The organism is Nocardioides marmotae (genome assembly GCF_013177455.1).
GTDB lineage: Bacteria > Actinomycetota > Actinomycetes > Propionibacteriales > Nocardioidaceae > Nocardioides > Nocardioides marmotae.
Window position 1 is genome coordinate 3455407 of sequence record NZ_CP053660.1, and the last position, 24334, is coordinate 3479740.

Below are 24334 nucleotides of genomic sequence, written 5' to 3' on the forward strand. Positions count from 1 at the left end.
GCGGTACGGGATGCTGGGCCGGTGCCGACGTTCGTCCTCGCCTCCGCCTCCCCCGCCCGCCTGACCACGCTGCGCAACGCCGGGCTCGACCCGGTCGTGATCGTCTCCGGCGTCGATGAGTCCCAGGTGAGCGGCGTGCCGCCCGCCGAGCTCGCGCTGGCGCTGGCCCGGCTCAAGTGCGACGCGGTCGCCGAGCGGCCGGAGGTGCCGGCCGGCGCGCTCGTGCTCGGCTGCGACTCGGTCCTCGAGCTCGACGGCGAGGCGCTCGGCAAGCCCGCCGACGCCGCGGAGGCCGTCGCCCGGTGGCGCGCGATGCGGGGCCGCTCCGGCGTCCTGCGGACCGGTCACGCCCTGCGCGACACCGCGACGGGGCAGGTCGCCGCGGCGACCGCCTCCACGACGGTCCACTTCGCCGACGTCACCGACGAGGAGGTGGCGGCGTACGTCGCCACCGGCGAGCCGCTGCACGTGGCCGGCGCCTTCACCGTCGACGGCCTGGGCGGCGCGTTCGTGACCGGGATCGAGGGCGACCACCACAACGTGGTGGGCGTCAGCCTTCCCGCGCTCCGGACCCTGGTGAGCGACCTTGGCCACTCGTGGACGGGTCTCTGGTCTCGCTGATCGGCCCGCCGGGCAGCGAGGTGCCGTCGGGGTCGGGCACCTCGCCGAGGTGGTCGGGCTCGGGCGGCACCATCGGCTCGGCCGGGTCGTACATCTCGGTGAGGTGGATCGGCCGGCGGAAGATGAAGCGCCGGAACAGGTAGAACCGCGACGCCAGGCCGAGCACCAGGCCGATGACGTTGGCCGCGACGTTGTCGGAGATCGGGTCGTCCAGGCCGAGCACGTCGCGGCTGATCGTCAGGCACGCGATCGGGATGAGCATGGTGACGGCGTTGATCGCGACGAAGGCGGTCAGGCCGCCGTCGGCCTGCCGGGGCGGCCGGTCGCGGAAGGCCCAGGTGCGGCTGCCGCGGTAGCTGACGACCATGCCGACGGTGTTGGCGATGACGTAGGCCAGCACCGGCTGGTCCGGCAGCAGCGCGTGGTCGCCGGTGTTGAAGCCGTGGACCAGCACGTTGAAGATGATGAGCGCGACGACGGTGGCGACACCGCCGACGGCCATGAACCTGCCGGCCTCACCGAGGAAGCGGCCGTTGGACATGCGCTCAGGCTAACCAACAGGGCGACGGGAACGTGCCTCGACGCCGCTCCCGCGCCTGCGCCCGGCGCGGGCCGGCCCGCGCCGGCCGCTCCTCAGGCGGTCGTGCCGGGCTCCAGGCGGCTGCCGGCGGCCAGCTCGACGCCGGCCCCGACGGTGCTGTGGCGGCCCACGATCGTCACCGCGTCCGGGTCGTCGAAGGCGGGCGCGTCGGGATCGCCGACCCGGGCGCCGGGCCCGACCTCGCAGCCGGTGTCGACGATCGAGCGGTGCACGGCCGCCCCGCGACGTACGACGGTGTCGGCGAAGACCACGCTGTCGACGACCGCCGCGCCCTCCTCGACGACCACGCCGGGGCCGAGCACGCTGCGGGTCACCTCGCCGGCGACCCGGCAGCCGGGGCTGAGCATGCTGTCGGTGACCGTGGCGCCCTCGAGCACGCGGGCGGGCTGGCGCTGCGGCTGGCGGGTGAGGATCGTCCAGTCGGGCACGCCGAGCACGTCGCGATCCTCGGTGAGCAGCTCGCGGTGGGCGTCGAGGTAGTGGTGCGGCTGGCCGAGGTCGCGCCAGTAGCCGGGCATCGGGTGCGCGACGACCTTGCCGCGCTCGACGAGCCGCGGCAGCAGGTGCTCGCCGAAGTCGCCGAGCCCGGTGTCGCCGGCCTCGGTCTCCCCGGAGAGCTCGCGGTGCAGCTCCTCGAGGACCGTCACGAGGACCGCGGGGTCGTAGACGAAGACCTCGGTGGCGACGGTGCCGGTGGTCGGCTCCTCGGGCTTGTACTCCAGCCGGGTGACCCGGCCGTCGTCGTCGTGCTCGACGGTCGCGTGGTCCGAGGCGTTCTCCAGCGGCACCTCGCTGGTGACGACCGTGCACTCCGCGCCGTGCTCGTGGTGGGTGACGATCGCGTCGCGGTAGTCGAAGCGGTAGACGTGGTCGGCGCTCATCACCAGCACGACCTCGGGGTCGAAGGCCTGCACCTGGTCGCGGATGCGGAAGAGCAGGTCGGCGTTGCCGCGGGCGAAGCCGTCCTCGTCGAGGCTGCCGGAGCCCTGCTGCGGCATGAGCAGCCGCAGGCCGCCGGTGTTGCGGTCGAGGTCCCACGGTCGGCCGTTGGCGACCTGCTCCTCGAGCGTGGCCCCCTGGTACTGCACCGAGAGCCACACGTCGGTGCAGCCGGAGTGGGTGAGGTTCGACAGGGGGAAGTCGAGCAGCTGGTAGACGCCGGCGAAGGGCAGCGCCGGTTTGGCCCGCTCCCGGGTCAGCACGTCCATGCGCCCGCCGGCGCCTCCGGCCTGGACGATCGCGAGCACGCGGTGAGCCACCATGCGGCCAATCGTGTCAGGCGCGCATGAGGGAGGTCACTCGACGGGCAGCCCGAGGCCCCGCGCGATGAGCATCCGCTGGACCTCCGAGGTCCCCTCGCCGACCTCGAGCACCTTGGCGTCGCGGTAGAACCGCGCGACGGGGTACTCCTCCATGAAGCCGTACCCGCCGAAGACCTGGGTCGCGATCCGCGTCGCGGTCACCGCCGACTCGGTGGAGTAGAGCTTGGCGACCGCGGCGGCCTGCTTGAACTCCCGGTACGGCGCGCCTCCCCCGTCCATGGAGTCCTTCAGCGCGGCCGCGCGGTAGGTGAGCATCCGGCTCGCGTGGAGCATCACCTCGAGGTCGGCGATCTGGAACGCGACGCCCTGCTTGCGCCCGATCGGCCCGCCGAAGGTCTGCCGCTCGCCGGCGTAGGCGACCGACATCTCCAGGCACGCCTGGATGCAGCCGACCGAGAGCGCCGAGATCGCGACCCGGCCGTCGTCGAGGGTGGCGAGGAACTGCGCGTAGCCGCGGCCCCGCTCGCCGAGCAGGTGGTCGGCCGGCACCCGGGCGTCCTCGAACGACAGCGGGTGGGTGTCGGAGGCGTGCCAGCCCAGCTTGTCGTAGGCCTTCTCGACCGTGAAGCCGGGCGTGCCGGCCGGGAGCATGATCGCGGAGATCTCGGGCCGGCCGTCCTCGCGGGTGCCGGTCCGCGCGGTCACGGTGACCAGCGAGGTGATCGAGGAGCCGGAGTTGGTGATGAACTGCTTCGAGCCGTTGACCACCCACTCATCGCCCGCGAGCTCGGCCCGGGTCCGCGTCGCCCCGGCGTCGGAACCGGCGCCCGGCTCGGTCAGCCCGAAGCCGGCGAGCCGCTCGCCGGCGACCAGCGCCGGGAGCCACTGCTCCTTCTGGGCGGCGGTGCCGTAGGTGAGGATCGGGTTGATCCCGAGGCCGACGCCTGCCTGCAGGGTGATCCCCATCGACTGGTCGACCCGGCCGATCTCCTCGATCGCCACGCAGAGGCTCGTGAAGTCCCCGTCGTCCCCGGCGCCGCCGTACTCCTCGGGCGCGGTGAGCCCGAAGAGTCCCAGCGCGCCCATCTTCTCGACCACGTCGACGGGGAAGTGGTGGTCGCGGTCCCACTGCGCCGCGTGCGGCGCGATCTCGGCCTCCGCGAACTCGCGGACGCTGCGCCGGAACTCCTCGTGCTCACGCGACAGCTCGAACGTCATGAACCGCATGCTAACCACCGTGGTTAACGCTTGTTAACCACTCGGCGGTCCGAACGGGCCCAGACGGCTCACCGGCGTTCGGTCCGACGCTGCGTCTCGCGGTGCGACCCTCCCTGATCGACGGGACAGGGGGCGATAACCTGCCCGCCGGGTCGCCCGACCCGACCCACGAACGAGCCACCAGACGACCAGGAGTGCCCACGGTGCCGGAGACCAAGCCCCTCACGAAGGTCCTCATCGCCAACCGCGGCGAGATCGCGGTGCGGGTCATCCGCGCCTGCAAGGACGCGGGCATCGGCAGCGTCGCCGTGTACGCCGAGCCCGACCGCGACGCCATGCACGTCCGGCTCGCCGACGAGGCCCACTCCCTCGGCGGCGCGACCCCGGCCGACTCCTACCTCGACATCGCCAAGATCATCGCGGTCGCCGAGAAGTCCGGCGCCGACTCGGTCCACCCCGGCTACGGCTTCCTCGCCGAGAACGCCGACTTCGCCCAGGCCGTCATCGACGCCGGGCTGACCTGGATCGGCCCGCCGCCGGCCGCGATCGAGGCGCTCGGCGACAAGGCCAAGGCCAAGCACATCGCCGACAAGGCGAACGCGCCGCTGGCGCCGGGCACCAAGGACCCGGTCGCCGACGCCGACGAGGTCGTGGCCTTCGCCAAGGAGAACGGCCTGCCGGTCGCCATCAAGGCCGTCTTCGGCGGCGGCGGCCGCGGCCTGAAGGTCGCCCGCACGCTCGAGGAGATCCCCGACGCCTACGAGTCCGCGGTCCGCGAGGCGGTCACCGCGTTCGGCCGCGGCGAGTGCCTGGTCGAGAAGTTCCTCGACAAGCCCCGCCACGTCGAGACCCAGTGCCTGGCCGACCAGCACGGCAACGTCGTGGTCGTCTCCACCCGGGACTGCTCCCTGCAGCGCCGCAACCAGAAGCTCGTCGAGGAGGCCCCGGCGCCGTTCCTCTCCGAGGAGCAGCTGAGCGAGCTCTACGAGTCCTCCAAGCGCATCCTCAAGGAGGCCGGCTACTACGGCGCCGGCACGTGTGAGTTCCTCGTCGCCCAGGACGGCACCATCTCCTTCCTCGAGGTCAACACCCGCCTCCAGGTCGAGCACTGCGTCTCCGAGGAGGTCACCGGCATCGACCTGGTCCGCGAGATGTTCCGCATCGCCGCCGGCGAGGAGCTCGGGTACGACGACCCGGAGATCCGCGGCCACTCCATCGAGTTCCGCATCAACGCCGAGGACGGCGGCCGCAACTTCATGCCGGCGCCGGGCACCCTGTCGGCCTGGAGCCCGCCGAGCGGCCCGGGCGTGCGCCTCGACGGCGGCTACGAGAACGGCGAGACCATCCCCGGCTCGTTCGACTCCCTCATCGCCAAGCTCATCGTCACCGGCCGCGACCGCACCCAGGCGCTGGAGCGCTCGCGCCGCGCGCTGGACGAGTTCGTCGTCGACGGCATGCCGACGGTCATCCCGTTCCACCGCGCGGTGGTCTCCGACCCGGCGTACGTCGGCGCCTCGACCCCCTCGGGCGAGGGCTCCTTCGAGGTCTACACCCAGTGGATCGAGACCGAGTTCGACAACCAGATCCAGCCCTACGGCGGCGAGGTCGCGGAGGCCGCGGAGGCCGAGGAGCGGCAGAGCGTCGTCGTCGAGGTCGGCGGCAAGCGGCTCGAGGTCGTGCTGCCCGCCGGGCTGGGTGGGATCTCGGCCGGCGGCGGCGCCGCGGCCGCGAAGAAGCCCAAGCGCAAGAAGAACGGCGGCGGGGGCGCGGCCGCCAGCGGCGACGCGGTGACCAGCCCGATGCAGGGCACGGTCGTCAAGGTCGTCGTCGAGGAGGGCCAGGAGGTCGCCGAGGGCGACACCGTGGTCGTCATCGAGGCGATGAAGATGGAGCAGCCGCTCAAGGCCCACAAGGCCGGCACCGTCACCGGCCTCCAGGCCGAGGTCGGCGTCACCGTCACCAACGGCGCGGTCATCTGCGAGATCAAGGCCTGACCCGGCCCCACCCCTCCTCGCGCGACCCCGCGCGCAGCCCCGCGAACCGGAACGCCGCGGGATGCGTCAGACCCGGCATGAAGACGAACACCACGAGACTCATGTCGAGCACAGCAGCACGAGCCACAGCGGCGGCACTCCTGGGCGGGGTGCTGGCGCTCACGACGGCGGCACCGGTCGGTGCCGCCGTCGGCGTCGTCCGGGACCCCGCCGGCGACGGCCGCACGTCCTTCCCCGGCGGGGACGTCACCAAGATCCGGGTCAAGCACGGCCCGCAGGCGTTGCGGCTCATCGTGTCGCACGCCGAGGACAGCGGGCTGGCCGACGTCTACCGGTTCAACGTCGACACCGACCCGGGGTCGGCGGGCCCGGAGTACGCCATCGGCGCCGGCATCGAGATCGAGCAGTGGAGCGTCGTGCGCGCGAAGGGCTGGAAGGGCATGACCGGGGGCGCGCTCTGCACGGGCGACACCGCGATCGACTGGGACGGCGAGAAGATGCGCCTCGTCGTGCCCCGCGACTGCCTGGGCTCCCCGGAGCGCGTGCGGGTCAACCTGGTCACGGCCAACGACTACCCGGGCACGCCGGTGGACCACGCTCCGGGCAAGAAGACGTTCGGCGCCTGGGTGACGACCGGCTGACCGCTCCGCCCCGCCCTGCGCCCGCCGGCGACCGGGCGGGGCCCCCGGCCCGTCGTCGTACGTCGCGTGGCTAGCGTGGCGGGGTGAGCGAGACACCCGCCCCGACCGCGCCGGCGACGGCCCTGCTGCGGGCGCCGCTGCACCGGGTGAGCCCGCGCGCGCGGCTGATGTGGCGGGTGACCGCGCTCGTCGAGGGCGCGGTCACGATCGGCGTGGCGCTCCTCGTCGACCTCGCCGTCGACTCCTTCGACCTGCCCGGGTGGGCCGTGGCCCTCGCGGCGGTCGCGGTCGTGGCCTGGGCGGTGGTCGTGCCGCAGTGGCGCTACGCCGTGCACCGCTGGGAGGTCACCGACACCGCGGTCCACACCCAGAGCGGCTGGTGGGCGCGCGAGCAGCGGATCGCCCCGCTCTCCCGCATCCAGACCGTCGACCGGGCCGAGGGGGCCGTCGCACGGCTCTTCGGCCTCGCCACCGTCACCGTGACCACCGCCTCGGCGGCCGGCGCCCTGGAGATCGACGGGCTCGACCTCGCGCGAGCGCAGGACCTCGTCGCCGAGCTCACCCTCATGGCCGACGCGGTCGAGGGCGACGCCACGTGAGCGGGGGCGACCCCGACCCGGACCTCCCGCAGGACACCCCGGTCCCCCAGGACATCTCGGTCCCGCCCGGCCCCGACCAGCCCCAGGACCAGCCCCAGGAGCCGCCCCAGGAGCAGGTCCGGCAGGTGCCGGAGGAGCTCCCGGACGCACCCGACGACTGGCAGCGCCTGGACCCGCGGATGCTGCTGGTCCACCCGGTGCGGGAGACCGTGCGGTTCCTGCCGGTGCTGCTCGGCCTGCTGGTCGCCGGCACGGCCTCGGGGATCCGCGGCTGGCAGCTGCTCGGCGTCCTGGTGCCGGTCGTGGTCGGCCTGCTGCGCTACCTGACGACGAGCTACCGGGTCACCGGCGGCCGGGTCGAGCTGCGCCGCGGCCTGCTCGAGCGGCACGTGCTCTCCACCCCGATCGACCGGGTCCGCACCGTCGACCTGACCGCGCCGCCGGTCCACCGGCTGCTCGGGCTGGTGACGATCCGCGTCGGCACCGGCACCGCCTCGACCAGCGAGGACGAGCAGCTCGACCTCGACGGCCTCCCGGTGGAGCGGGCGCGGCGGCTGCGCGAGGAGCTGCTGCGCGCCTCACCCGCGGCCGGAGCCGCAGGCGCCGGGGCCGTCGCGGAAGCCTTCGGACCAGGCGCCCACCTCGCTCCTCCCCCGCCGGTGCTCACCTTCGACCCGGCCTGGGCCCGGTTCGCGCCGCTGACCTCGACCGGTGTGGTCATCACCGCGGGTCTCCTCGGCGCCGGCGCGCAGCTGGTCGACGCGCTCGGCGGGCTGCGCCGGCTCGACGCCTCGTCCTGGGCCGACCGGGTGGCCGGCCTGTCGGTCGTGGTCGCGGGGGTCGCCGGCGTGCTCGTGCTGGCGCTGGCGACCTCGGTGCTCGCCGTGGGCGGCTACCTCGTCGCGAACTGGGGCTTCACCCTCGGCCACCGCGACGGCGCCTGGCACCTGCGCCGCGGGCTGCTCACCACCCGCGAGACCAGCCTCGACGACGCCCGCCTCGCCGGCGTCACGCTCGGCGAGCCGCTCGGGCTCCGGGCGACCGGGGGCGGCCGGCTCGCGGCGATCGTCACCGGGCTCGGCGAGGGCCAGGAGTCCTCCTCGGTGCTCGTGCCCCCGGCCCCGCGCCCCGTCGTCGAGGCGACCGCGCGGGCGGTGCTCGGCGCCGCCGGGCCCGTCGACGTACCCCTGCGCCGGCACGGGCCCGCCGCCACCCGCCGCCGCTGGACCCGGGCGCTCGGGCCCGCGCTGGTGCTGAGCGCGGCGTGCCTGGCCCTCCTGCCGCGGTCGCCGTGGTGGGCGCTGCCGGCGGTCCTCGCGCCGCTGGCCGCGGCCGCCCTCGCCGCGGACCGCGCCGGGTCGCTGGGCCACGCCCTGAGCGAGGGGTACGTCGTCAGCCGCTCCGGCAGCCTCTACCGCCGCCGCGACGTGCTCGCCGTGGCGGCGATCATCGGCTGGAACGTCCGCGCCACGTGGTTCCAGCGCCGCGCCGGCCTGGTCACCCTCGTCGCCACGACCGCGGGCGGGCGGCAGTCGGTGACGATCCTCGACGCCCCCGCGGCCGATGCCGTCGCGCTGGCGCTCGAGGCGACCCCGGACCTGGTCGGCCCCTTCCTCTACGATCGCCCGGCGACCGGGAGGAGCGCCTAGTGGCCGACGTCGACGCCATCGTCGAGGACCTGACCAGCAGCGGGGTGCACCTGGGGCCCGGGACGGAGTCGTGGCTGAGCCCCGACCAGCTCGCGGCCTTCCAGCAGGCCGTCCGCGAGGCCGACCTGCCCGTCCACCTGGTGCTGGTCCAGCCCCCCGACGACAGCGGCATCACCTGGGGCGACGACCTGCTCGTGCGCGTCCACGACGCGGGCGGCCCCGACGGGGTCTACCTGGGCGTCAACAACGTGTGGACCTTCATCGACAAGGACCAGGCCGCCTTCTCACCGACGCTCCCCGACGGCTCGCAGCTGAACCTGGCGATGCAGCAGTGGGGCGCCGTGCGCGGCAACACCGACGTGGTCAACGACGCCGAGACACTGCTGTCCTCCGGCGGCCCCGACGGGACCGCCCTCGAGCTCGGCGACGGCATCCTGGTGCTCGCCGAGCACCTGAGCGCCGGCAGCCTCCCCGCTGCCGCGAGCGCCGCCCTCCGGGCCGCGAGCGCGCGCCGCGAGCGCGAGGACGGGTCGACCTCCGGCTCGACCGGCACCCCGGCGTACGACGACGGGAGCTCCGGCGACGCCGCGATCGGCTTCGTCGCGGTGGTGCTCGTCGTGGTCGGCGTCGTGCTCGGCGTCCGCAGGCTCGCCCGGCGCACGCGACCCGGCAGCAAGGCCGCCCAGACCTTCGCGCTGCCCGACTCCGTGCTCGACCGGGTCCGCCAGGCCGGCGACGCCGAGCTGGCCCGCCGGGCCCGCTCCGACGTGCTCGCGCTCGGTGAGCGGATCGACGCCGCCGACCTGGCCGGGTCCGGGGACGCCGCCTGGGCGGCCGCACTGGACCACTACGAGGCCGCCGGGCGGGTGCTGCCGAACGACCCCACCGCCGCCGTCGACCCGCTCGACGCGGTCGGCGCCGTCGTGCTCGCCCGCCGCGGCGAGGAGGCGCTGGCGGCCGCGCGCAAGGGCCGGGCCTTCGAGCCGTCCACCCCGTGCTTCCTCAACCCCCTGCACGGCCGCGCCGCCCGCGACCACGCCCTCGAGCACGCCGGCCGGCGGGTGCAGGCGCCCATCTGCGCGACGTGCCGCCGCGACCTCCAGGCCGGGCGCCGGCCCGACATCCTCGACGTGGTCGTGCGCGGCCGGCCCGAGCACTACTTCGAGACCGACCGCGAGCCCTGGGCCTCGACCGGGTTCGGCGCCCTCGAGCCCGACCTCGTCCGCCGCCTGCACCGGGGCGGGCGACAGGGCGGGCGACGGTGAGCGCCGACGGCGCTCCGGACATCTCCGGGCCCGACGGGCTCGACCGGCTCGACGAGCTCGCCGCGTCCCTGGCCGACGACCCGGTCGTGGTCCACCCGCTCTTCGGCAACGGCCGCAGCGAGGACGTCGACGCCGCGCTCACCGCGGTGGTGGAGGACCTGCCCTTCCCGGCGTACGTCGTCCTCGCGCCCGGCCCCGACGGGCTCGCCACCACCGACCCGGCGCGCGACCTGGCCGGGCGCCTCCACGAGCGGATCGGCGGCGACGCGGTCCTGGTCGTGCAGACCGACCCGAAGAGCTACGGGTTGACGCTCGCCTCCTTCGGCGACGTGCCCGACCAGATCGCGATCTACGAGGTCGACCGCGACCTGTTCCCCAACGGCGCGATGCACGAGGACCTGCACCCCGCCGGGATCGCGGCGCGCAACCTGGAGATCCTCGGCGCGGCCGACCGTGGCGAGGAGGTCACCCGCGAGCAGCTCGACGCCGTCACCTCCCAGGCCGTCTTCCGCCGGCCCGAGAAGTGGGACCCGCTCCAGGACCCGCCCACCGCCGAGTCCATCGCGATCTGGACCACCTTCGCCTTCGTGGCCGTCACCGGCGCCGCCTACCTCGCGCTGCGCAGCGCCCTCGCGTGGCGCGCCACCGCCCCCGGCGCGCTGCCCCGCCCGGCCCGCTCCGGCCGGGTCGACCGCGCCGCCGCCGCCGGGCTCGGCACCCCCGCCGAGGTCCGCGCCGCCGTCGAGCGCGAGCTGGAGTCCCTCGCCCGGCTGCTCGCCCGGGCGACCGGCTCCGGCTCGGGACCCGTCGACCTCGAGCGCCGGACCCTCGTCGACGGGTCGTACGACACCGCGCGGTCGCTGCTGGAGCGCACCGGCTCCGCCGCGGCCGACCTCGACGACCTGGTCGGCGCGCTGGTGCTCGTCCGCACGGCCACCCGTGCCGTGGGGGCCACCCGCGCGGCGGCCAAGCGGCCGGCGTACCGCGCCTGCTTCTTCGACCCCCGCCACGGGGAGGGCGTCCACCGCCGCACCGTGCCGGTCGGCGACCGCGACCTGACCGTGCCGGCGTGCCGCCCGTGCAGCCACACGACCGGGCGGGGGCTCGCGCCGATGACCGTGCCCAGCGGGCTGCTGGGCCGGGAGCGGCCGTGGTACGAGCTGGACACCGTGTGGGCGCGCACCGGGTACGGCGCGTTCGTCGAGGACCTGTGGCGCCACGTCGCCCGCGAGCTCGGGAGCGTGCGGTGACGGCGCGCGAGCGGCTGGTCTGCGCGGTCGCCGCGCTCGCCATCGGCGGCGGCGCCGCGGCGTGGGCGGGCGACCGGGCCGCCGACACCGGCGCCCCGGCCCCGGCCGGCGAGCGGGTGCTCGAGGCCGTCGAGGGGCTGCGCGAGGACCACGTGCACGTCAGCGACGACGCCCGCGCGATGCTCGGTGAGGAGGACGAGCAGCGCATCGCCGACCTCATCGCCGAGCGGGACCTCCCGGTCCACGTCGTGGTCTGGCAGGACAGCTGGTTCGCCGGGCACGACCACTACATCCAGGCCCTCGACCAGATCGTCGCGCGGCTCGACGAGCCCGCGCTGGTGGTGCTGTGGCAGGGCTCGGACCACAGCTACGCGACCACGACCACCGGCTGGACCGTCGACCGGTACTCCCCGGACTGGGGCGCCGCGACCGAGGAGCCGTCCTACCTCGGGGACGCGGCGCTGCGCCTGCCGGAGTGGCTCGAGGCCCTCCCCGAGGACCCGCTGACCCGACTCGAGTCCGACTCCGGCGGCAGCACCGGCACGGGTATCGCTGCCGGCGTCGCGCTCGGGCTGCCGGCGGTGCTGGGGGCGTGGGTGCTGATCGGCATGGTGCGCGCGCTCAGCGGCCGCCGCTTCCGCAACCGCCCGGCCTGACAGATCACCTGGGGCCCCGCGGGGGTGGTCGGTGGGAGCGACTCATCTCCGGACCTCGCACCGCGGGGCCACCTCCGCGTGCAGGCAGCGGTCCCGGCCGGGACCACCGTCGACGCGGTCGCGTCCCGGCCCGCCGTCGAGCAGGTCGGCTGAGAGCCCGCCCTCGACGTCGTCGGCGCCCCGGCCGAGCCGGGCCACCACCGGGTGCTCCGCGACGGGGGCCCTCACCGTGTCCGGGCCGGGCGTGCCGCGCACGGTCCAGCGGGCGTCGCCGGAGACGAACAGGCTCTCGATCCCGACCACACCGCCCGACCACGCCGGGCGGTGCCGGGGCCGGACCACGCCCCGGCCCAGGTCCACCAGCACTCCCCGGCCGCTCAGCGCCGGTGTGGAGCCCAGCGAGAGGTGGTCCGGCCCGCCGTCGCCGTGGACCACCGCGCCGGGGCTCGCTCCGACGATGGCGTCGAGGTAGTCGCCCCCGGGCCCGCCGTGCAGCCGGACCCCCGTGCCCCCGCCGCCCCCGGAGTCGCGTCCCGGGCCGAGGAAGACCCGATCGGCGCCGACGGTGGTCCACACCCGGTCGTCACCGGTGCCGGTGCGCACGACGTCGGGCGCGGTCGAGCTGTGCAGCTTGTCGGTCACGACCTCGTCGTCGCCGGCGCCGGTGCTGATCCGGTCCCCGCCGCCCAGCGCGTGGATCCGGTCGCGCCCCGGGGACCCGAGGACCGTGTCGGCGTGCTGGGAGGCGATCACGACCGGCGACCCGATCAGCACCAGCGTGTCGTGACCCTCCCCGGTCGCGGTGCCCTGCACGCCGTCGCCGAGGTCGAGGTGGACCCCCCGCGGGGCCGAGCGCCAGCTCAGCTGGTCGCGGTCCGGCCGCCCCCGGGGGTCGTAGCCGCCGTCGAGGTGGTCGTCGCCCGGCCCGCCGACCAGCACGTCCCCGGCCAGGTCCACGTCGGGGTCGGTGTCCTCGCGCTCGCCGAAGAGGCGGTCGGCGCCGGGGCCGCCCTCGAGCACGTCGGCGCGGTCGCCGCCGCACACCACGTCGTCGCCCGCGCCGGCCTCGACCCGGTCAGCCCCGCCCAGCGCCGCGATCACGTCGTCGCCGTCGGTGCCGACGAGGGTCTCCCCGTCCTCCGTGCCGACGATGGTCGCGACCAGCCCGTCGCAGGTGACCGGGGGCGGGTCGGGCTCGCCCGCGGCGCCCGCCGGGCCCGGCGGGGCGGTGAGCAGCAGGCCGGTGGCCAACCCGATGACCAGCCCGGGGGCCAGGGCGCCGAGGAGGGTCCGGGCAGCGCGGCGGGAGGTCGTGGGAGGAGCGGTCCGGGAAGCAGTCACATGAGGTGGGACGCAGGCGAGCGGCGGGCGGTTCGCGGGCGGTCCGCCGCACCGATGGGCGCGTCTCGCGGATGGCGCCCGTCACAGCGGCGCCCAGCGAGGCGCTCTAGCCTGGGCGCCATGTTCTCCAAGGTGCTGGTGGCCAACCGCGGCGAGATCGCGGTCCGTGCGTTCCGCGCGGCCTACGAGGTCGGCGCGAAGACGGTGGCGGTCTTCCCCTACGAGGACCGCTGGTCCGAGCACCGGCTCAAGGCCGACGAGGCCTACGAGATCGGCGAGCGCGGCCACCCGGTCCGCGCCTACCTCGACCCCGAGACGATCGTGGCGACCGCGGTGCGGGCCGGCGCGGACGCGGTCTACCCCGGCTACGGCTTCCTCTCGGAGAACCCCGCGCTGGCCGAGGCCTGCGCGAACGCCGGCATCACCTTCGTCGGCCCGACGATCGAGGTGCTGGAGCTGACCGGCAACAAGGCGCGCGCGATCGCGGCCGCCAAGGCCGCCGGCGTCCCCACCCTGGCCAGCGTGGAGCCCTCCACCGACGTCGACGCGCTCGTCACCGCGGCGGCCGACCTGCCCTACCCGCTGTTCGTCAAGGCCGTCGCCGGCGGCGGTGGCCGCGGCATGCGCCGCGTCGACGAGCCCGGACCCGACCACCGCCACCTGCGCGAGGCCGTCGAGACCTGCATGCGCGAGGCCGAGGCGGCGTTCGGCGACCCGACGGTCTTCATCGAGCAGGCCGTGGTCGACCCGCGCCACATCGAGGTGCAGATCCTCGCCGACGGCGAGGGCAACGTCATCCACCTCTACGAGCGCGACTGCTCGGTGCAGCGGCGCCACCAGAAGGTCGTCGAGATCGCCCCGGCGCCGAACCTCGACCCCGAGCTCCGGATGAGGATGTGCGCCGACGCGGTGCGCTTCGCCCGCGAGATCGGCTACCGCAACGCCGGCACCGTGGAGTTCCTGCTGGACCCCGCGGGCAACTACGTCTTCATCGAGATGAACCCTCGCATCCAGGTCGAGCACACCGTGACCGAGGAGGTCACCGACGTCGACCTGGTGCAGGCCCAGCTGCGCATCGCCGCCGGCGACACCCTCGCCGACCTCGGCCTCTCCCAGGAGGGCATCGTGCTCCGCGGGGCCGCGCTGCAGTGCCGGATCACCACCGAGGACCCCGCGAACGGCTTCCGCCCCGACACCGGCGTCATCACGACGTACCGCTCCCCCGGCGGCGGCGGCGTCCGCCTCGACGGCGGCACGGTCTACACCGGCGCCGAGGTCTCCGCGCACTTCGACTCGATGCTGGCCAAGCTCACCTGCCGCGGCCGCACCTTCGACAAGGCCGTGGAGAAGGCCCGCCGGGCGGTCGCGGAGTTCCGCATCCGCGGCGTCTCGACGAACATCCCGTTCCTCCAGGCGGTGCTGGAGGACCCCGACTTCGCCGCCGGCCGGGTGACCACGTCCTTCATCGAGACCCACCCCCAGCTGCTCCAGGCCCGCGGCAGCGGCGACCGCGGCAGCAAGCTGCTCTCCTACCTCGCCGACGTCACCGTCAACCAGCCCCACGGCCCGGCGAAGGTGTCGGTCGACCCGGCCAGCAAGCTGCCCCCGGTCGACCTCGACGTGCCCGCGCCCGACGGCACCCGCCAGCTGCTGCTCTCGGTCGGCCCGGAGGAGTTCGCCCGCCGGCTGCGCGAGCAGCGGCAGGTCGCGGTCACCGACACGACGTTCCGCGACGCCCACCAGTCGCTGCTCGCGACCCGCGTGCGCACCCGGGACCTGCTGACCGTCGCGCCGGTCGTCGCCCGCACCACCCCCGAGCTGTGGTCGTTGGAGGCCTGGGGCGGGGCGACGTACGACGTGGCGCTGCGCTTCCTCTCCGAGGACCCGTGGGAGCGGCTGGCGCGGCTGCGCCAGGCCGTGCCGAACATCTGCCTCCAGATGCTGCTGCGCGGGCGGAACACGGTCGGCTACACGCCCTACCCGACCGCGGTCACCGACGCCTTCGTCGCCGAGGCGGCGGAGACCGGCATCGACGTCTTCCGCATCTTCGACGCGCTCAACGACGTCGAGCAGATGCGCCCGGCGATCGAGGCCGTCCGGGCGACCGGCACGACCGTCGCCGAGGTCGCGCTGTGCTACACCGGCGACCTCGCCGACCCCGGCGAGCAGCTCTACACCCTCGACTACTACCTGCGCCTGGCCGAGCGGATCGTCGAGGCCGGCGCGCACGTGCTGGCGATCAAGGACATGGCCGGCCTGCTCCGGGCCCCGGCGGCGAAGACCCTGGTGACCGCGCTGCGCGAGCGCTTCGACCTGCCGGTGCACCTGCACACCCACGACACCACCGGTGGCCAGCTCGCGACGTTGACCGCCGCGATCGAGGCCGGCGTCGACGCGGTCGACGCCGCGACCTCCTCGATGGCCGGCACGACCTCCCAGCCGCCGCTCTCGGCGCTGGTCGCCGCGACCGACCACTCCGAGCGGGAGACCGGCCTGTCCCTGGCGGCGGTCAACGCGCTCGAGCCGTACTGGGAGGCCACCCGCCGCGTCTACGCGCCCTTCGAGTCCGGCCTGGCCTCCCCGACCGGGCGGGTCTACCGCCACGAGATCCCCGGCGGCCAGCTCTCCAACCTGCGCCAGCAGGCCATCGCCCTGGGCCTGGGCGAGAAGTTCGAGCAGGTCGAGGACATGTACGCCGCGGCCAACGAGATCCTCGGCAACGTCCCGAAGGTGACGCCGTCCTCGAAGGTGATCGGCGACCTCGCGCTCTCGCTGGTCGGCATCGGCGCCGACCCCGCGGAGTTCGCCGAGGACCCGCGCCGCTTCGACATCCCGGACTCGGTCATCGGCTTCCTCAACGGCGAGCTCGGCGACCCGCCGGGCGGCTGGCCCGAGCCGTTCCGCTCCAAGGCGCTCGAGGGCCGCACCTGGCGCGCCCCCGACCAGGAGCTCACCGCGGACCAGCGCGCCGACCTCGAGGCCACCGGGCCCCGGCGCCAGCGCGCGCTCAACCAGCTGCTCTTCCCCGGCCCGACGGCCGACTTCGCCGAGAAGCGCGAGCGGTACGGCGACCTCTCGGTGCTGCCGACCGTGGAGTACCTCTACGGCATGCGCACCGGCGTCGAGCACGAGGTCGACCTCGCCGAGGGCATCAAGCTCATCCTCGGCCTCCAGGCGATCGGCGAGCCCGACGAGCGCGGCTTCCGCACCGTGATGGCCACGATCAACGGCCAGCTCCGCCCGGTCGCCGTCCGGGACCGCTCGGTCTCCTCCGAGGTCGCCGCGGCGGAGAAGGCCGACCCGGGCAAGCCCGGCCACGTCGCCGCGCCGTTCGGCGGCGTCGTGACGGTCGTGGTCGCCGAGGGCGACACCGTGGCCGCCGGCGACACCGTCGCGACGATCGAGGCGATGAAGATGGAGGCCTCCATCACCGCGCCCGTCGCCGGCCGCGTCGAGCGGGTCGCGCTCGACGGCACCCAGGCCGTCGAGGGCGGCGACCTGGTGCTCGTGCTCGCCGGCTAACCCCCACCCCGCCCCCACCCCCGCCGAGTCGGCACTTCCGGCACGCCGAGTCGGCACTTCCGGCACACCGAGTCGGCACTTCCGGCACGCCGAGTCGGCGGAAGGGCGACCCCGACCAGGTGTCCGCTCCTTGCCGGCGGACGTACTTCACGGAGTCGGCGGTCGGGTCAGCGCCTGTTCCGGGGGTGCTGCCGGGCCGTCCGCTCGTTGCCGTGCCGGTAGTTGCCGGTCCAGCGGGCCATGGCCAGCTGGGGGTCGTCCTCGACCTCGGCGAGGAACTCGGCGGCACGGCCGCCCCGGAGCGTGGCGGCCACCCGGCCGTGATGGGTGACGACGACGCTCCCGTCGCCCCGACGGACGTATGCGAAACCCTCCGGTCGACTACCCACCCGCGCAGCGTAGGACAGCGCGCCGCCCGATGCACCGGGATTGCGCCCCGGCCCGGCCGAGGGTCGGCCGAGGGTCGGCCGAGGGTCAGCCGACGGTCTCGGCGAAGGTGGGGGCGGGCAGCGGGTCGCGCAGCGACTCGTAGGCGTGGGCGACCTCGACCAGGGTCCGCTCGCTGCCGGCGGTGCCCCAGAAGGACACCGCGACCGGCAGCCCGCCCGCGAGGCCGCTCGGCACGGTGAGGAGCGGGTAGCCCGCCATCGCCGGCACGCCCGAGCAGGAGCCGGTGAGGTCCTCGGGCCCGACCAGCCGGATCCGGTGCGCCCGGTCGTAGGCCGGCGTGACCAGCACGTCGAGCCCGTGCTCGGCCAGCACGCGGTCGATCCCCCCGCCGCGCGAGGCCGCCACGCAGCGCGCCCGCGCGGCGGCGTACTCCTCGGAGTCGGTGGTGGGGCCGGCCAGCGCCTGCTCGAAGAGCCCCTGGCCGAAGTGCGCGAGCTCGACGTCGGCGTGCCGGCGGTTGAACTCCACGAGCTCGGCGAGGTCGCGGGGGCCGTCGCCCGGGCGCGAGGAGAGGTACGTCGCCAGGTCGGCGCGCAGCTCGGCGAGGAGCACGAGCAGCTCGTCGTCCCAGATCGAGTCCGGCAGCGTGGGCAGGTCGGTGCCGTCGACGACGACCGCGCCGGCGGCCGAGAGCGCGGAGAGCGCCCGCTCGGCGGCCGCGTCGGCCTCGGCGGAGTAGCCCCAGGAGGGCCCGCGCGGCACGCCGATCCGGCGCCCGGCCAACCGCCCGTCGACGGCGTGCGCGGCGTAGTCGACCCCGTCGCCGGCCAGCACCGAGAGCAGCGCCGCGGCGTCGCGGACCGTCGTGGCCATCGGGCCGGGAACGTCCTGGGACCGCGAGATCGGCACGACGCCCGCGGTCGGCACCAGTCCGACGGTGGGCTTGATCCCCACACACCCGTTGTACGCCGCCGGGCAGCTGATCGAGCCGTCGGTCTCGGTGCCGACCGCGTACGCGGCGAGCCCGGCCGCGACGGCCGCACCGGAGCCGGAGCTCGACCCGCCGGCGGACCGGTCGAGGGCGTAGGGGTTGCGGGTCAGCCCGCCGAAGGCGCTCCACCCCGAGGTCGACGCCGCGTCGCGGATGTTGGCCCACTCCGAGAGGTTGGTCTTGCCGAGCACGACCATCCCGGCCTCGCGCAGCCGGCGCACCAGCGGCGCGTCAGCGACGGGGTGCGGCTGCCCTGCCAGCGCGAGGGAGCCGGCCGTCGTGGGGAGGTCGGCGGTGTCGATGTTGTCCTTGACCAGCACCGCGCGGCCGTGGAGCGGCCCGCGGGCGCGCCCCTCGGCCGCCTCGACGTCGCGGGCCCGGGCCTGGTCGAGCGCGTCGGGCGCGAGGGTGCAGACCGCCCGGATGGTCGGGTCGACGGTCGCGATCCAGTCGAGCAGCCGCGCGGTCTCCTCGGTGGAGCTGAAGGTGGAGCTGGAGGTGGAGCTGAAGGTGGAGCTCGTGGAGCTGGGGCGGGAGGTGGGTGCCGGCACGGGCGGCATCATCCCCCGCCCGTTCGGCTCAGCGGGCGCCGACCTTGAAGGTGAGGTAGGTCGAACGCAGGCCGAGCACGGAGCGGAAGGTGTCGCCGGAGACCGTCACCGACCCGCGGCCGCCGACGAGCCGCAGCGTGTTCACGCGGCCGCCCCACTGGCCGTTGCCGTCGCGGTCGACGACGACGATCCGCCGCAGGTCGCCGATGGCCGGCCAGGCCCGCTCGAGCCGGGCGTCGTCGACGGTGGCGCGCCAGCGGTGGACCGGGTTGCCGGCCCAGCCGTCGTACGGGTCCTTCTTCGCCGTCAGGTAGGGCATCGACCCCGCCGAGGTCCAGCCGCCGCTGCTCGAGGCGAACTGGGTGAAGGCCGGCTCGCCGCCGACGGTGAGGGCGAGGCCCTTGGTGGCGTCGATGGCGGCGTTCGAGGCGGGGTGCTCGGCGGAGAAGCCGCCGTAGACCTGGCAGGAGGTGGTGTCGCACAGCTGGTAGCCCAAGGAGCGCGGGTGGGCCCGCTCGTACGCCGCGTAGGTGCGGGCCGCGATCGCCTGGGCGCGCACCGCGGCGGGGCTCCAGCTCGCGGGGATCTCCAGCGGCACGACGCCCTTGAGGTAGCTCTCCAGGGTCAGGTCGTTGACGGTCTCCACGCCGCCGCCGAGCCGGACCGCGCGCAGCCGGCCGCGGTAGGGCTTCTCCCCGGACGGGGTGACCAGGGTGATCGGCCGGCCGCCGGCGTAGAACTCGCCGTTGCCCTTCAGGTCGCGCCAGCCGCGCCAGCGGTCGGTGCGGTAGGCGACCCGCAGGACACCGGTGCCGGCCCGCGCGATGCGCCACTGCTTGGCACCGTTCTGCGGGAGCGCGACCCGCCCGCCGCCGGCGAGGTCGGCGACCTTCAGCCCCGACCGCGGGCGGACGACGACGTCGTCGCCGGTGTCGGCCGAGATCGCGACGGTGACCCGGCCCTTGGCCTTCCCCCAGCTCGTGCCGGGGTAGTAGAACTCCGCGATCTGGCGCTCGGTGAGGCCCTGGCGCGCCGCGCCCTCCGCGCCGTACTGCGACATCCCGTGGCCGTGGCCGTAGCCCCGGCCGGTGATCGTCACGGTCGCCGCGCGGGGCACGGTCCAGCTGTCGCCGACGGGCTCGGCGGTCCGCTGCGGGCCGGCGGGGGCGGCCGTGGCGGGGGTGGGCAGCAGGGCGGCGGGGGCCACGAGGGCGGCCACCGCCAGGCCCAGAGGAAGGCGCAGGGAGAGGCGTTGGGGGAGGCGCAGGGGGAGCCGCTGGGGAGGACGCACGCACCAATGGCACCACCTGCCACACGGTTGGGCAATTGCGGACCGCGAACTACAGATCTGTAGTTTCCGCAGGTCAGCACGGTGGTGACCGACGGCACGGGCCGGGACGACCGGGCGGCCCGGGCCGTTGCCGGGCCCTCTGCGGACCACCCCCGACGATCGGCCCGAGCCCCATCCCCAGGGAGGAGCAGACGGGCCGGTCGGCGTGTCACGGTCGCCGGAGCCCCGAGCCCAACCGGGGTGGCCGACCACGACGGCGACCGCCTCCCCCGCGGCCGCCGTCGTACGGCGGTCTGGGCCCGGGAGGACGGGCTCAGCCGTCGTACGACGGTTGGGACTGGGCGTTGAAGGTGCCCATCCGCACCTTCCGCGCCTGGTCCGCCCAGCGCCCGCTGACGCGGAACACGTCGAGGCCGCGGGTGATGTCGTGGCTGTAGACGTGGCCGTTGTACCAGTACGACGACCACGACCCGCCGAGCACGAGCTCGGTGTCGCTGATCGCGCCACGGTCGAAGTGGGCGATCTCCCGCGGGTTGCGCGAGTCGGTGAAGTCGAAGACCGACGTGCCGCCCTGGTACCACGCCTGCACCATGATGTCGCGGCCCTTCACCGGCACCAGCGAGCCGTTGTGGGCCACGCAGTTCTCGGTCAGGGACTGGCTGCGCGGGATCTTGTAGTAGCTGCGGAACACCAGCCGCTTCCGCACCACGTCGTAGATGCCGTTCGCCCCGCGCGTGGAGCCGAGCAGCGGGTTGCAGGTGGGCGCCGAGCCGCCGCCGAGCTCGTCGGTGAAGACGACCTTGGTGCCGGCGTTGTTGAAGGTCGCGGAGTGCCAGAAGGCGAAGTTCCGCGTGTCGCGGATCCGGTGCAGCACCCGCGGGCGGGCCCGGTCGCTGATGTCCATCAGGATCCCGTCGCCCATGCACGCGCCGGCCGCGAGGTCCTGGGCGGGGTACGCCGTGACGTCGTGGCAGCCGCTGGTCTCGCTGGAGCCCAGCGGGTTCAGCGAGCCCGGGTTGCCGCCCTCGGGGAAGAGCCGCGGGCGGGCCACCACGCGCGCCCGCGCGGGCTTGGCCACCGGGATCTTGACGATGCTGATCGCGTCGTGCGGCGGCTTGCAGTCGGGCTGGTCCTCGCTGGGGCCGTAGGAGGAGACGTAGACGAAGACCGCCCGGCCGTCCTTGCTCGGCGCGAGGGTGTGGGTGTGGGAACCGCAGTCGGTCTCGACAGAGGCGACGTACCGCGGCTTGGCCGGGCGGCTGATGTCGAAGACGCGGATGCCCTCCCAGCTGCCCTTGCGGCTCGCCGGCGCCGGCTCGCTGCGGCACGTGTCGTCGCTGCGGCTCTCATCGACGCTGAGCACGAGGAGGTTCCGGTGGACCGACACGTCGTTCTGCGCGCCCGGGCAGACGACCTGCGCGACCCTGCGCGGCTTCGCCGGGCGGGAGATGTCGTAGACCGTGAAGCCCTGGTAGTTGCCCCCGAAGGCGTACCTGCCCCGGAACGCCAGGTCGGTCCCGTAGGCCTCCTCCCCCGCGAACGTCCCGCTGCGCGGGAGGTTGGCGATCAGCCGCATGTTGGCCGACCGGTCGACCTCGCCCTGGTCGGCCGTCGCCTCGACGCGGTCCATCCCGGACAGCAGCTGGCCCGGCAGTCGGCACCGCTCGGCGAAGTTGTCCCCCGCCGCCTGCAGCCGCGCCGCCTGCTCCGGCGTGCACGCCCCCGGCACCACCTCGCCGCTCGCCGACCCCTGCGCCATCACCAGGCCGGCCACCAGGACCACCCCCGCCGCCACCGCAGCCAGCGGGGTGCGTCCGGCGCGGGTGCTCCAGCGGAGGCTCCTGCGGGTGCTCTCCGGGGTGCGCAGCGACATCGGTGGCCTTCCTCTCGCGGGACCTGCCTGGGCAACCCCCGGCGTCCGCTCAAGTTACGGCCTCCCGCCCTCCGGATGGCCGCGTCGCCGACTCGCCCGCCGCCGACGTGTCGAGGCCCCTGGCAGCCGAGCTTCGGCCTGCGGGCCCGCCCGCTGGTCGAGCAGGAGGCGCCCCGGCGCCGACGTGTCGAGGCCCCTGCCAGCCGACCTTCGGCCTGCGGGCCCCACCGCTGGTCGAGCAGGAGGCGCCCCGGCGCCGACGTTGTCGAGGCCCCGTGAGCTGACCTTCGGCCTGCGGGCCCTGAGTGGTTGCGGTTTTGGCAGCTACGGACCAGGTACGCCGTGGGTCGCGGTTCGCTGCCGGGTCTCTGGCCGCCGCCTCGCGCTGGCGCGTCCGACCCCGTTCTGAAGATGTGCGAAGAAGCCTCTTCCGTTCGAGCACGTGTTCGAGTAGAATGAGGCATGGCCTTGACCGCGACGCTCGAGCACCCGCTGGACACCCCAGCCGACGTGCTGAGCCTCGCGCGGGCCAAGCAGCGCGCGGCTAATGCGGCCGAGGCCGAGCTCCTCGAAGCGGCTGTCCAGTGGTGCGTGTTGCACCCGGCGGAGTCACTGGACGAGGCGGCCACCTGGTCGGTGTTCCGGGGGTTCGGCGACAAGCCCGTCTGCCTCGCCGGTGAGGGTGCACCCTTCGTCACCGAGTTCGCCGTCGTGGAGTTCGCCGCCGGGCTCGGCAAGTCCGAGGACGCCGGCCGCGCCTACCTCGCCGAGGCCCTCGAGCTGCGCTACCGGCTCCCGAAGCTGTGGGCCAAGGTCACCGACCTCGACCTGCCCGCCTGGAAGGCCCGCTCGCTCGCCCGCCGCACCCTGCATCTGCCGAAGAAGGGTGCCGCGTTCGTCGACACCCACGTCGCACCCGTCGCCTCCACCATCGGCCCCGCAGCCCTGGAGCGGTTGTTGGAGGAGGCGCTGGTCCGGTTCGACCCCGACGAGGCCCAGCGGGTCGCCACCGAGCGTGCCGAGGCCCGGCACGTGACCATCCAGTCCCGCCAGGTCTCCTTCGACGGGCACGTCGACGTGTGGGCCACCCTCGACCTGGCCGACGCGCTCGACCTCGACGACGCCCTGACCAAGGGCGCGGCGAGGCTCGAGGCGCTGGGGTGCACCGACACCCTCGACGCCCGCCGCTCGGTCGCGCTGGGTGACATGGCGCGGCGGCAGATGAGCCTGGAGTTCGACACCGACCCCAAGCCCCTCGTGGTCCACGTGCACCAGCGTCCCGACGGGACCCTCGACGACATCACGCGCGTGGAGAACACCCGCGGGTTCGTCCTCACCAGCCAGCTCGCCGACTGGTGCACCCGCGCCGCACGCAGCACCACCGCGAACACCATCACCGTCAAGCCCGTCATCGACCTCAACGCCCGGATCCACGTCGAGGCCTACGAAGTCCCCGACCGCCTCTCGACCCAGACCCGGCTCCGCGACCACCACTGCGTCTTCCCCTGGTGCACCCGCCCCGCCCACGCCACCAGCCGGATCGACGACGACCACGTCATCCCCCACGCCCGGGGCGGACCGACAGCCACCGAGAACATCGCCCCACTCTGCCGACGCCACCACCGCGCCAAGACCCACGCCGGCTGGTCACAGCAGTCACCATCGCCGGGAACGTTCCAGTGGCGAAGCCCCACCGGCCTCACCTACCGGGTCGACCACCACGGCACCCACGACCTCGGCCCCGAACCACCCCCACCCCAGCCGCACGAAGCACCCGTCCCATAGCCCCACCGCCCACGACCCCGCCGGACCACCCGACCGGCGGGGCACAGGCACGCCCGGAGCGCGCCTCGGCGTGGTCTCCTGTTCCCCGTGAGGACGAGGCCGAGCACCACGACGACGAGAAGTGCGGCGCTGGCGACCCTGCTGACCGCGCTCGCCCTCTCCGCCTGCTCGGCCGGCGACGGCGACGGCGAGGGCAGCACCACCGCCCCAGCGACCACCACCTCGACCGCGAGCACCCCCACGCCGCCTCCACCCACCGACGTCGTCGAGGTGCAGCCCGGCGGGCCGGGTGAGCCGTCGACGACGGTGGTTGCGGGCGACGAGGGCGGGTGGAACCACGACGACATCGCCTTCGTGCAGATGATGCTCCCCCACCACCGGCAGGCCCTCGACATGGCGGCGCTCGCACCGGACCGCGCGGCGGACGAGCGGGTGCTGGCGCTGGCCGAGCGGATCGCGCAGGCGCAGGCGCCGGAGATCCTGGTGCTGGCGACGCTGCTGGTGGGGCAGGGCGTCGACGTACCGCAGCCGGGCGAGGACCCCGGGCGCTACGACCACGGCGAGCACGGCCACCACGCCATGCAGGGCATGCTGACGACCGCGCAGCTGGCGGACCTGGCCGACACCGAGGGCAGCGACTTCGACCGGCTCTTCCTCAAGCGGATGATCGAGCACCACGCGGGCGCGGTCGCGATGGCCGCCGACGTACGCCGCACCGGATCCAGCCGCCGGGTGGCCGAGCTCGCCCTCGACGTCGAGGCCGGCCAGGCCGCCGAGATCACCCGGATGGAAGAGGTGCTGGCCAGCCTGTAGCGCGACCCCGGAGGGCCGCAC

Annotated in this window: 19 protein-coding genes; 11 read left to right on the plus strand and 8 right to left on the minus strand. The window is 74.9% G+C overall.

The window, feature by feature from the left end; translation table 11 throughout:
• The first annotated feature begins 21 nt into the window (after nt 1–21).
• Nucleotides 22–621, plus strand: a complete 600-nt coding sequence (locus HPC71_RS16450; protein WP_171896939.1) for a Maf family protein — start codon at nt 22–24, stop codon at nt 619–621.
• On the opposite strand, the gene HPC71_RS16455 is transcribed toward HPC71_RS16450, so the two are convergent.
• The 3 genes from HPC71_RS16455 to HPC71_RS16465 all read right to left on the minus strand — a co-directional run bounded on the left by HPC71_RS16455 (nt 551) and on the right by HPC71_RS16465 (nt 3702).
• Complete coding sequence (locus HPC71_RS16455; protein ID WP_154614731.1) at nt 551–1162, minus strand: GtrA family protein; 612 nt, start codon at nt 1160–1162, stop codon at nt 551–553. The two genes, HPC71_RS16450 and HPC71_RS16455, sit on opposite strands and share 71 nt — an antisense overlap.
• Nucleotides 1163–1254: 92 nt before the next feature.
• Entirely contained in the window at nt 1255–2484 is a 1230-nt protein-coding gene (locus HPC71_RS16460) for a glucose-1-phosphate adenylyltransferase family protein (protein WP_154614730.1), read from the minus strand.
• Between the two features lie 33 nt (nt 2485–2517).
• Complete coding sequence (locus HPC71_RS16465; protein WP_154614729.1) at nt 2518–3702, minus strand: acyl-CoA dehydrogenase family protein; 1185 nt, start codon at nt 3700–3702, stop codon at nt 2518–2520.
• Nucleotides 3703–3905: 203 nt separating this feature from the next.
• Between HPC71_RS16465 and HPC71_RS16470 the strand changes: the two genes are divergently transcribed.
• The 7 genes from HPC71_RS16470 to HPC71_RS16500 all read left to right on the plus strand — a co-directional run bounded on the left by HPC71_RS16470 (nt 3906) and on the right by HPC71_RS16500 (nt 11756).
• A complete protein-coding gene (locus HPC71_RS16470) occupies nt 3906–5696 on the plus strand; it encodes an acetyl/propionyl/methylcrotonyl-CoA carboxylase subunit alpha (protein WP_171896940.1) in 1791 nt (596 codons plus the stop codon).
• Nucleotides 5697–5797: 101 nt separating this feature from the next.
• A complete protein-coding gene (locus HPC71_RS16475; protein ID WP_154614728.1) occupies nt 5798–6337 on the plus strand; it encodes a hypothetical protein in 540 nt (179 codons plus the stop codon).
• An 83-nt stretch (nt 6338–6420) separates the two neighbouring features.
• Nucleotides 6421–6936, plus strand: a complete 516-nt coding sequence (locus tag HPC71_RS16480; protein WP_253943753.1) for a PH domain-containing protein — start codon at nt 6421–6423, stop codon at nt 6934–6936.
• Nucleotides 6933–8585 (plus strand): PH domain-containing protein, encoded by a 1653-nt coding sequence (locus tag HPC71_RS16485; RefSeq protein WP_154614727.1) that lies wholly within the window; start codon nt 6933–6935, stop codon nt 8583–8585. Before HPC71_RS16480 ends, HPC71_RS16485 begins: the two co-directional genes overlap by 4 nt.
• The gene (locus tag HPC71_RS16490; protein WP_154614726.1) at nt 8585–9850 is read left to right on the plus strand and encodes a hypothetical protein; all 1266 of its coding nucleotides are present in this window, start codon (nt 8585–8587) and stop codon (nt 9848–9850) included. The genes HPC71_RS16485 and HPC71_RS16490 overlap by 1 nt, the downstream gene beginning before the upstream one ends.
• Complete coding sequence (locus HPC71_RS16495) at nt 9847–11100, plus strand: hypothetical protein (RefSeq protein ID WP_154614725.1); 1254 nt, start codon at nt 9847–9849, stop codon at nt 11098–11100. Before HPC71_RS16490 ends, HPC71_RS16495 begins: the two co-directional genes overlap by 4 nt.
• Nucleotides 11097–11756, plus strand: coding sequence for a hypothetical protein (locus tag HPC71_RS16500; RefSeq protein ID WP_154614724.1), 660 nt, complete (start codon nt 11097–11099; stop codon nt 11754–11756). Before HPC71_RS16495 ends, HPC71_RS16500 begins: the two co-directional genes overlap by 4 nt.
• A 42-nt stretch (nt 11757–11798) precedes the next feature.
• Here the strand turns inward: HPC71_RS16500 and HPC71_RS16505 are convergent, their stop codons facing one another.
• Nucleotides 11799–13097 carry a calcium-binding protein gene (locus HPC71_RS16505; protein WP_154614723.1) on the minus strand — a complete coding sequence of 433 codons (1299 nt, stop codon included), beginning with the start codon at nt 13095–13097 and terminating at the stop codon, nt 11799–11801.
• A 120-nt stretch (nt 13098–13217) separates the two neighbouring features.
• Here HPC71_RS16505 and HPC71_RS16510 point away from each other — a divergent pair, with 120 nt between their 5' ends.
• Complete coding sequence (locus HPC71_RS16510; RefSeq protein WP_154614722.1) at nt 13218–16619, plus strand: pyruvate carboxylase; 3402 nt, start codon at nt 13218–13220, stop codon at nt 16617–16619.
• A gap of 167 nt (nt 16620–16786) precedes the next feature.
• On the opposite strand, the gene HPC71_RS16515 is transcribed toward HPC71_RS16510, so the two are convergent.
• From HPC71_RS16515 to HPC71_RS16530, 4 genes are all read right to left on the minus strand, one after another.
• Entirely contained in the window at nt 16787–16933 is a 147-nt protein-coding gene (locus tag HPC71_RS16515) for a hypothetical protein (protein ID WP_230084189.1), read from the minus strand.
• Nucleotides 16934–17093: 160 nt separating this feature from the next.
• Entirely contained in the window at nt 17094–18551 is a 1458-nt protein-coding gene (locus tag HPC71_RS16520) for an amidase family protein (RefSeq protein ID WP_253943754.1), read from the minus strand.
• Between the two features lie 28 nt (nt 18552–18579).
• A complete protein-coding gene (locus tag HPC71_RS16525; protein ID WP_154614721.1) occupies nt 18580–19842 on the minus strand; it encodes a SpoIID/LytB domain-containing protein in 1263 nt (420 codons plus the stop codon).
• Nucleotides 19843–20155: 313 nt separating this feature from the next.
• On the minus strand, nt 20156–21715 hold the full coding sequence (locus tag HPC71_RS16530; RefSeq protein WP_230084188.1) for an LVIVD repeat-containing protein: 1560 nt from the start codon (nt 21713–21715) through the stop codon (nt 20156–20158).
• 462 nt (nt 21716–22177) lie between these two features.
• Between HPC71_RS16530 and HPC71_RS16535 the strand changes: the two genes are divergently transcribed.
• Both HPC71_RS16535 and HPC71_RS16540 read left to right on the plus strand, forming a co-directional pair.
• Complete coding sequence (locus tag HPC71_RS16535) at nt 22178–23500, plus strand: HNH endonuclease signature motif containing protein (protein ID WP_154614720.1); 1323 nt, start codon at nt 22178–22180, stop codon at nt 23498–23500.
• Nucleotides 23501–23587: 87 nt separating this feature from the next.
• A complete protein-coding gene (locus HPC71_RS16540; protein ID WP_154614719.1) occupies nt 23588–24313 on the plus strand; it encodes a DUF305 domain-containing protein in 726 nt (241 codons plus the stop codon).
• The last annotated feature ends 21 nt before the right edge of the window (nt 24314–24334 follow it).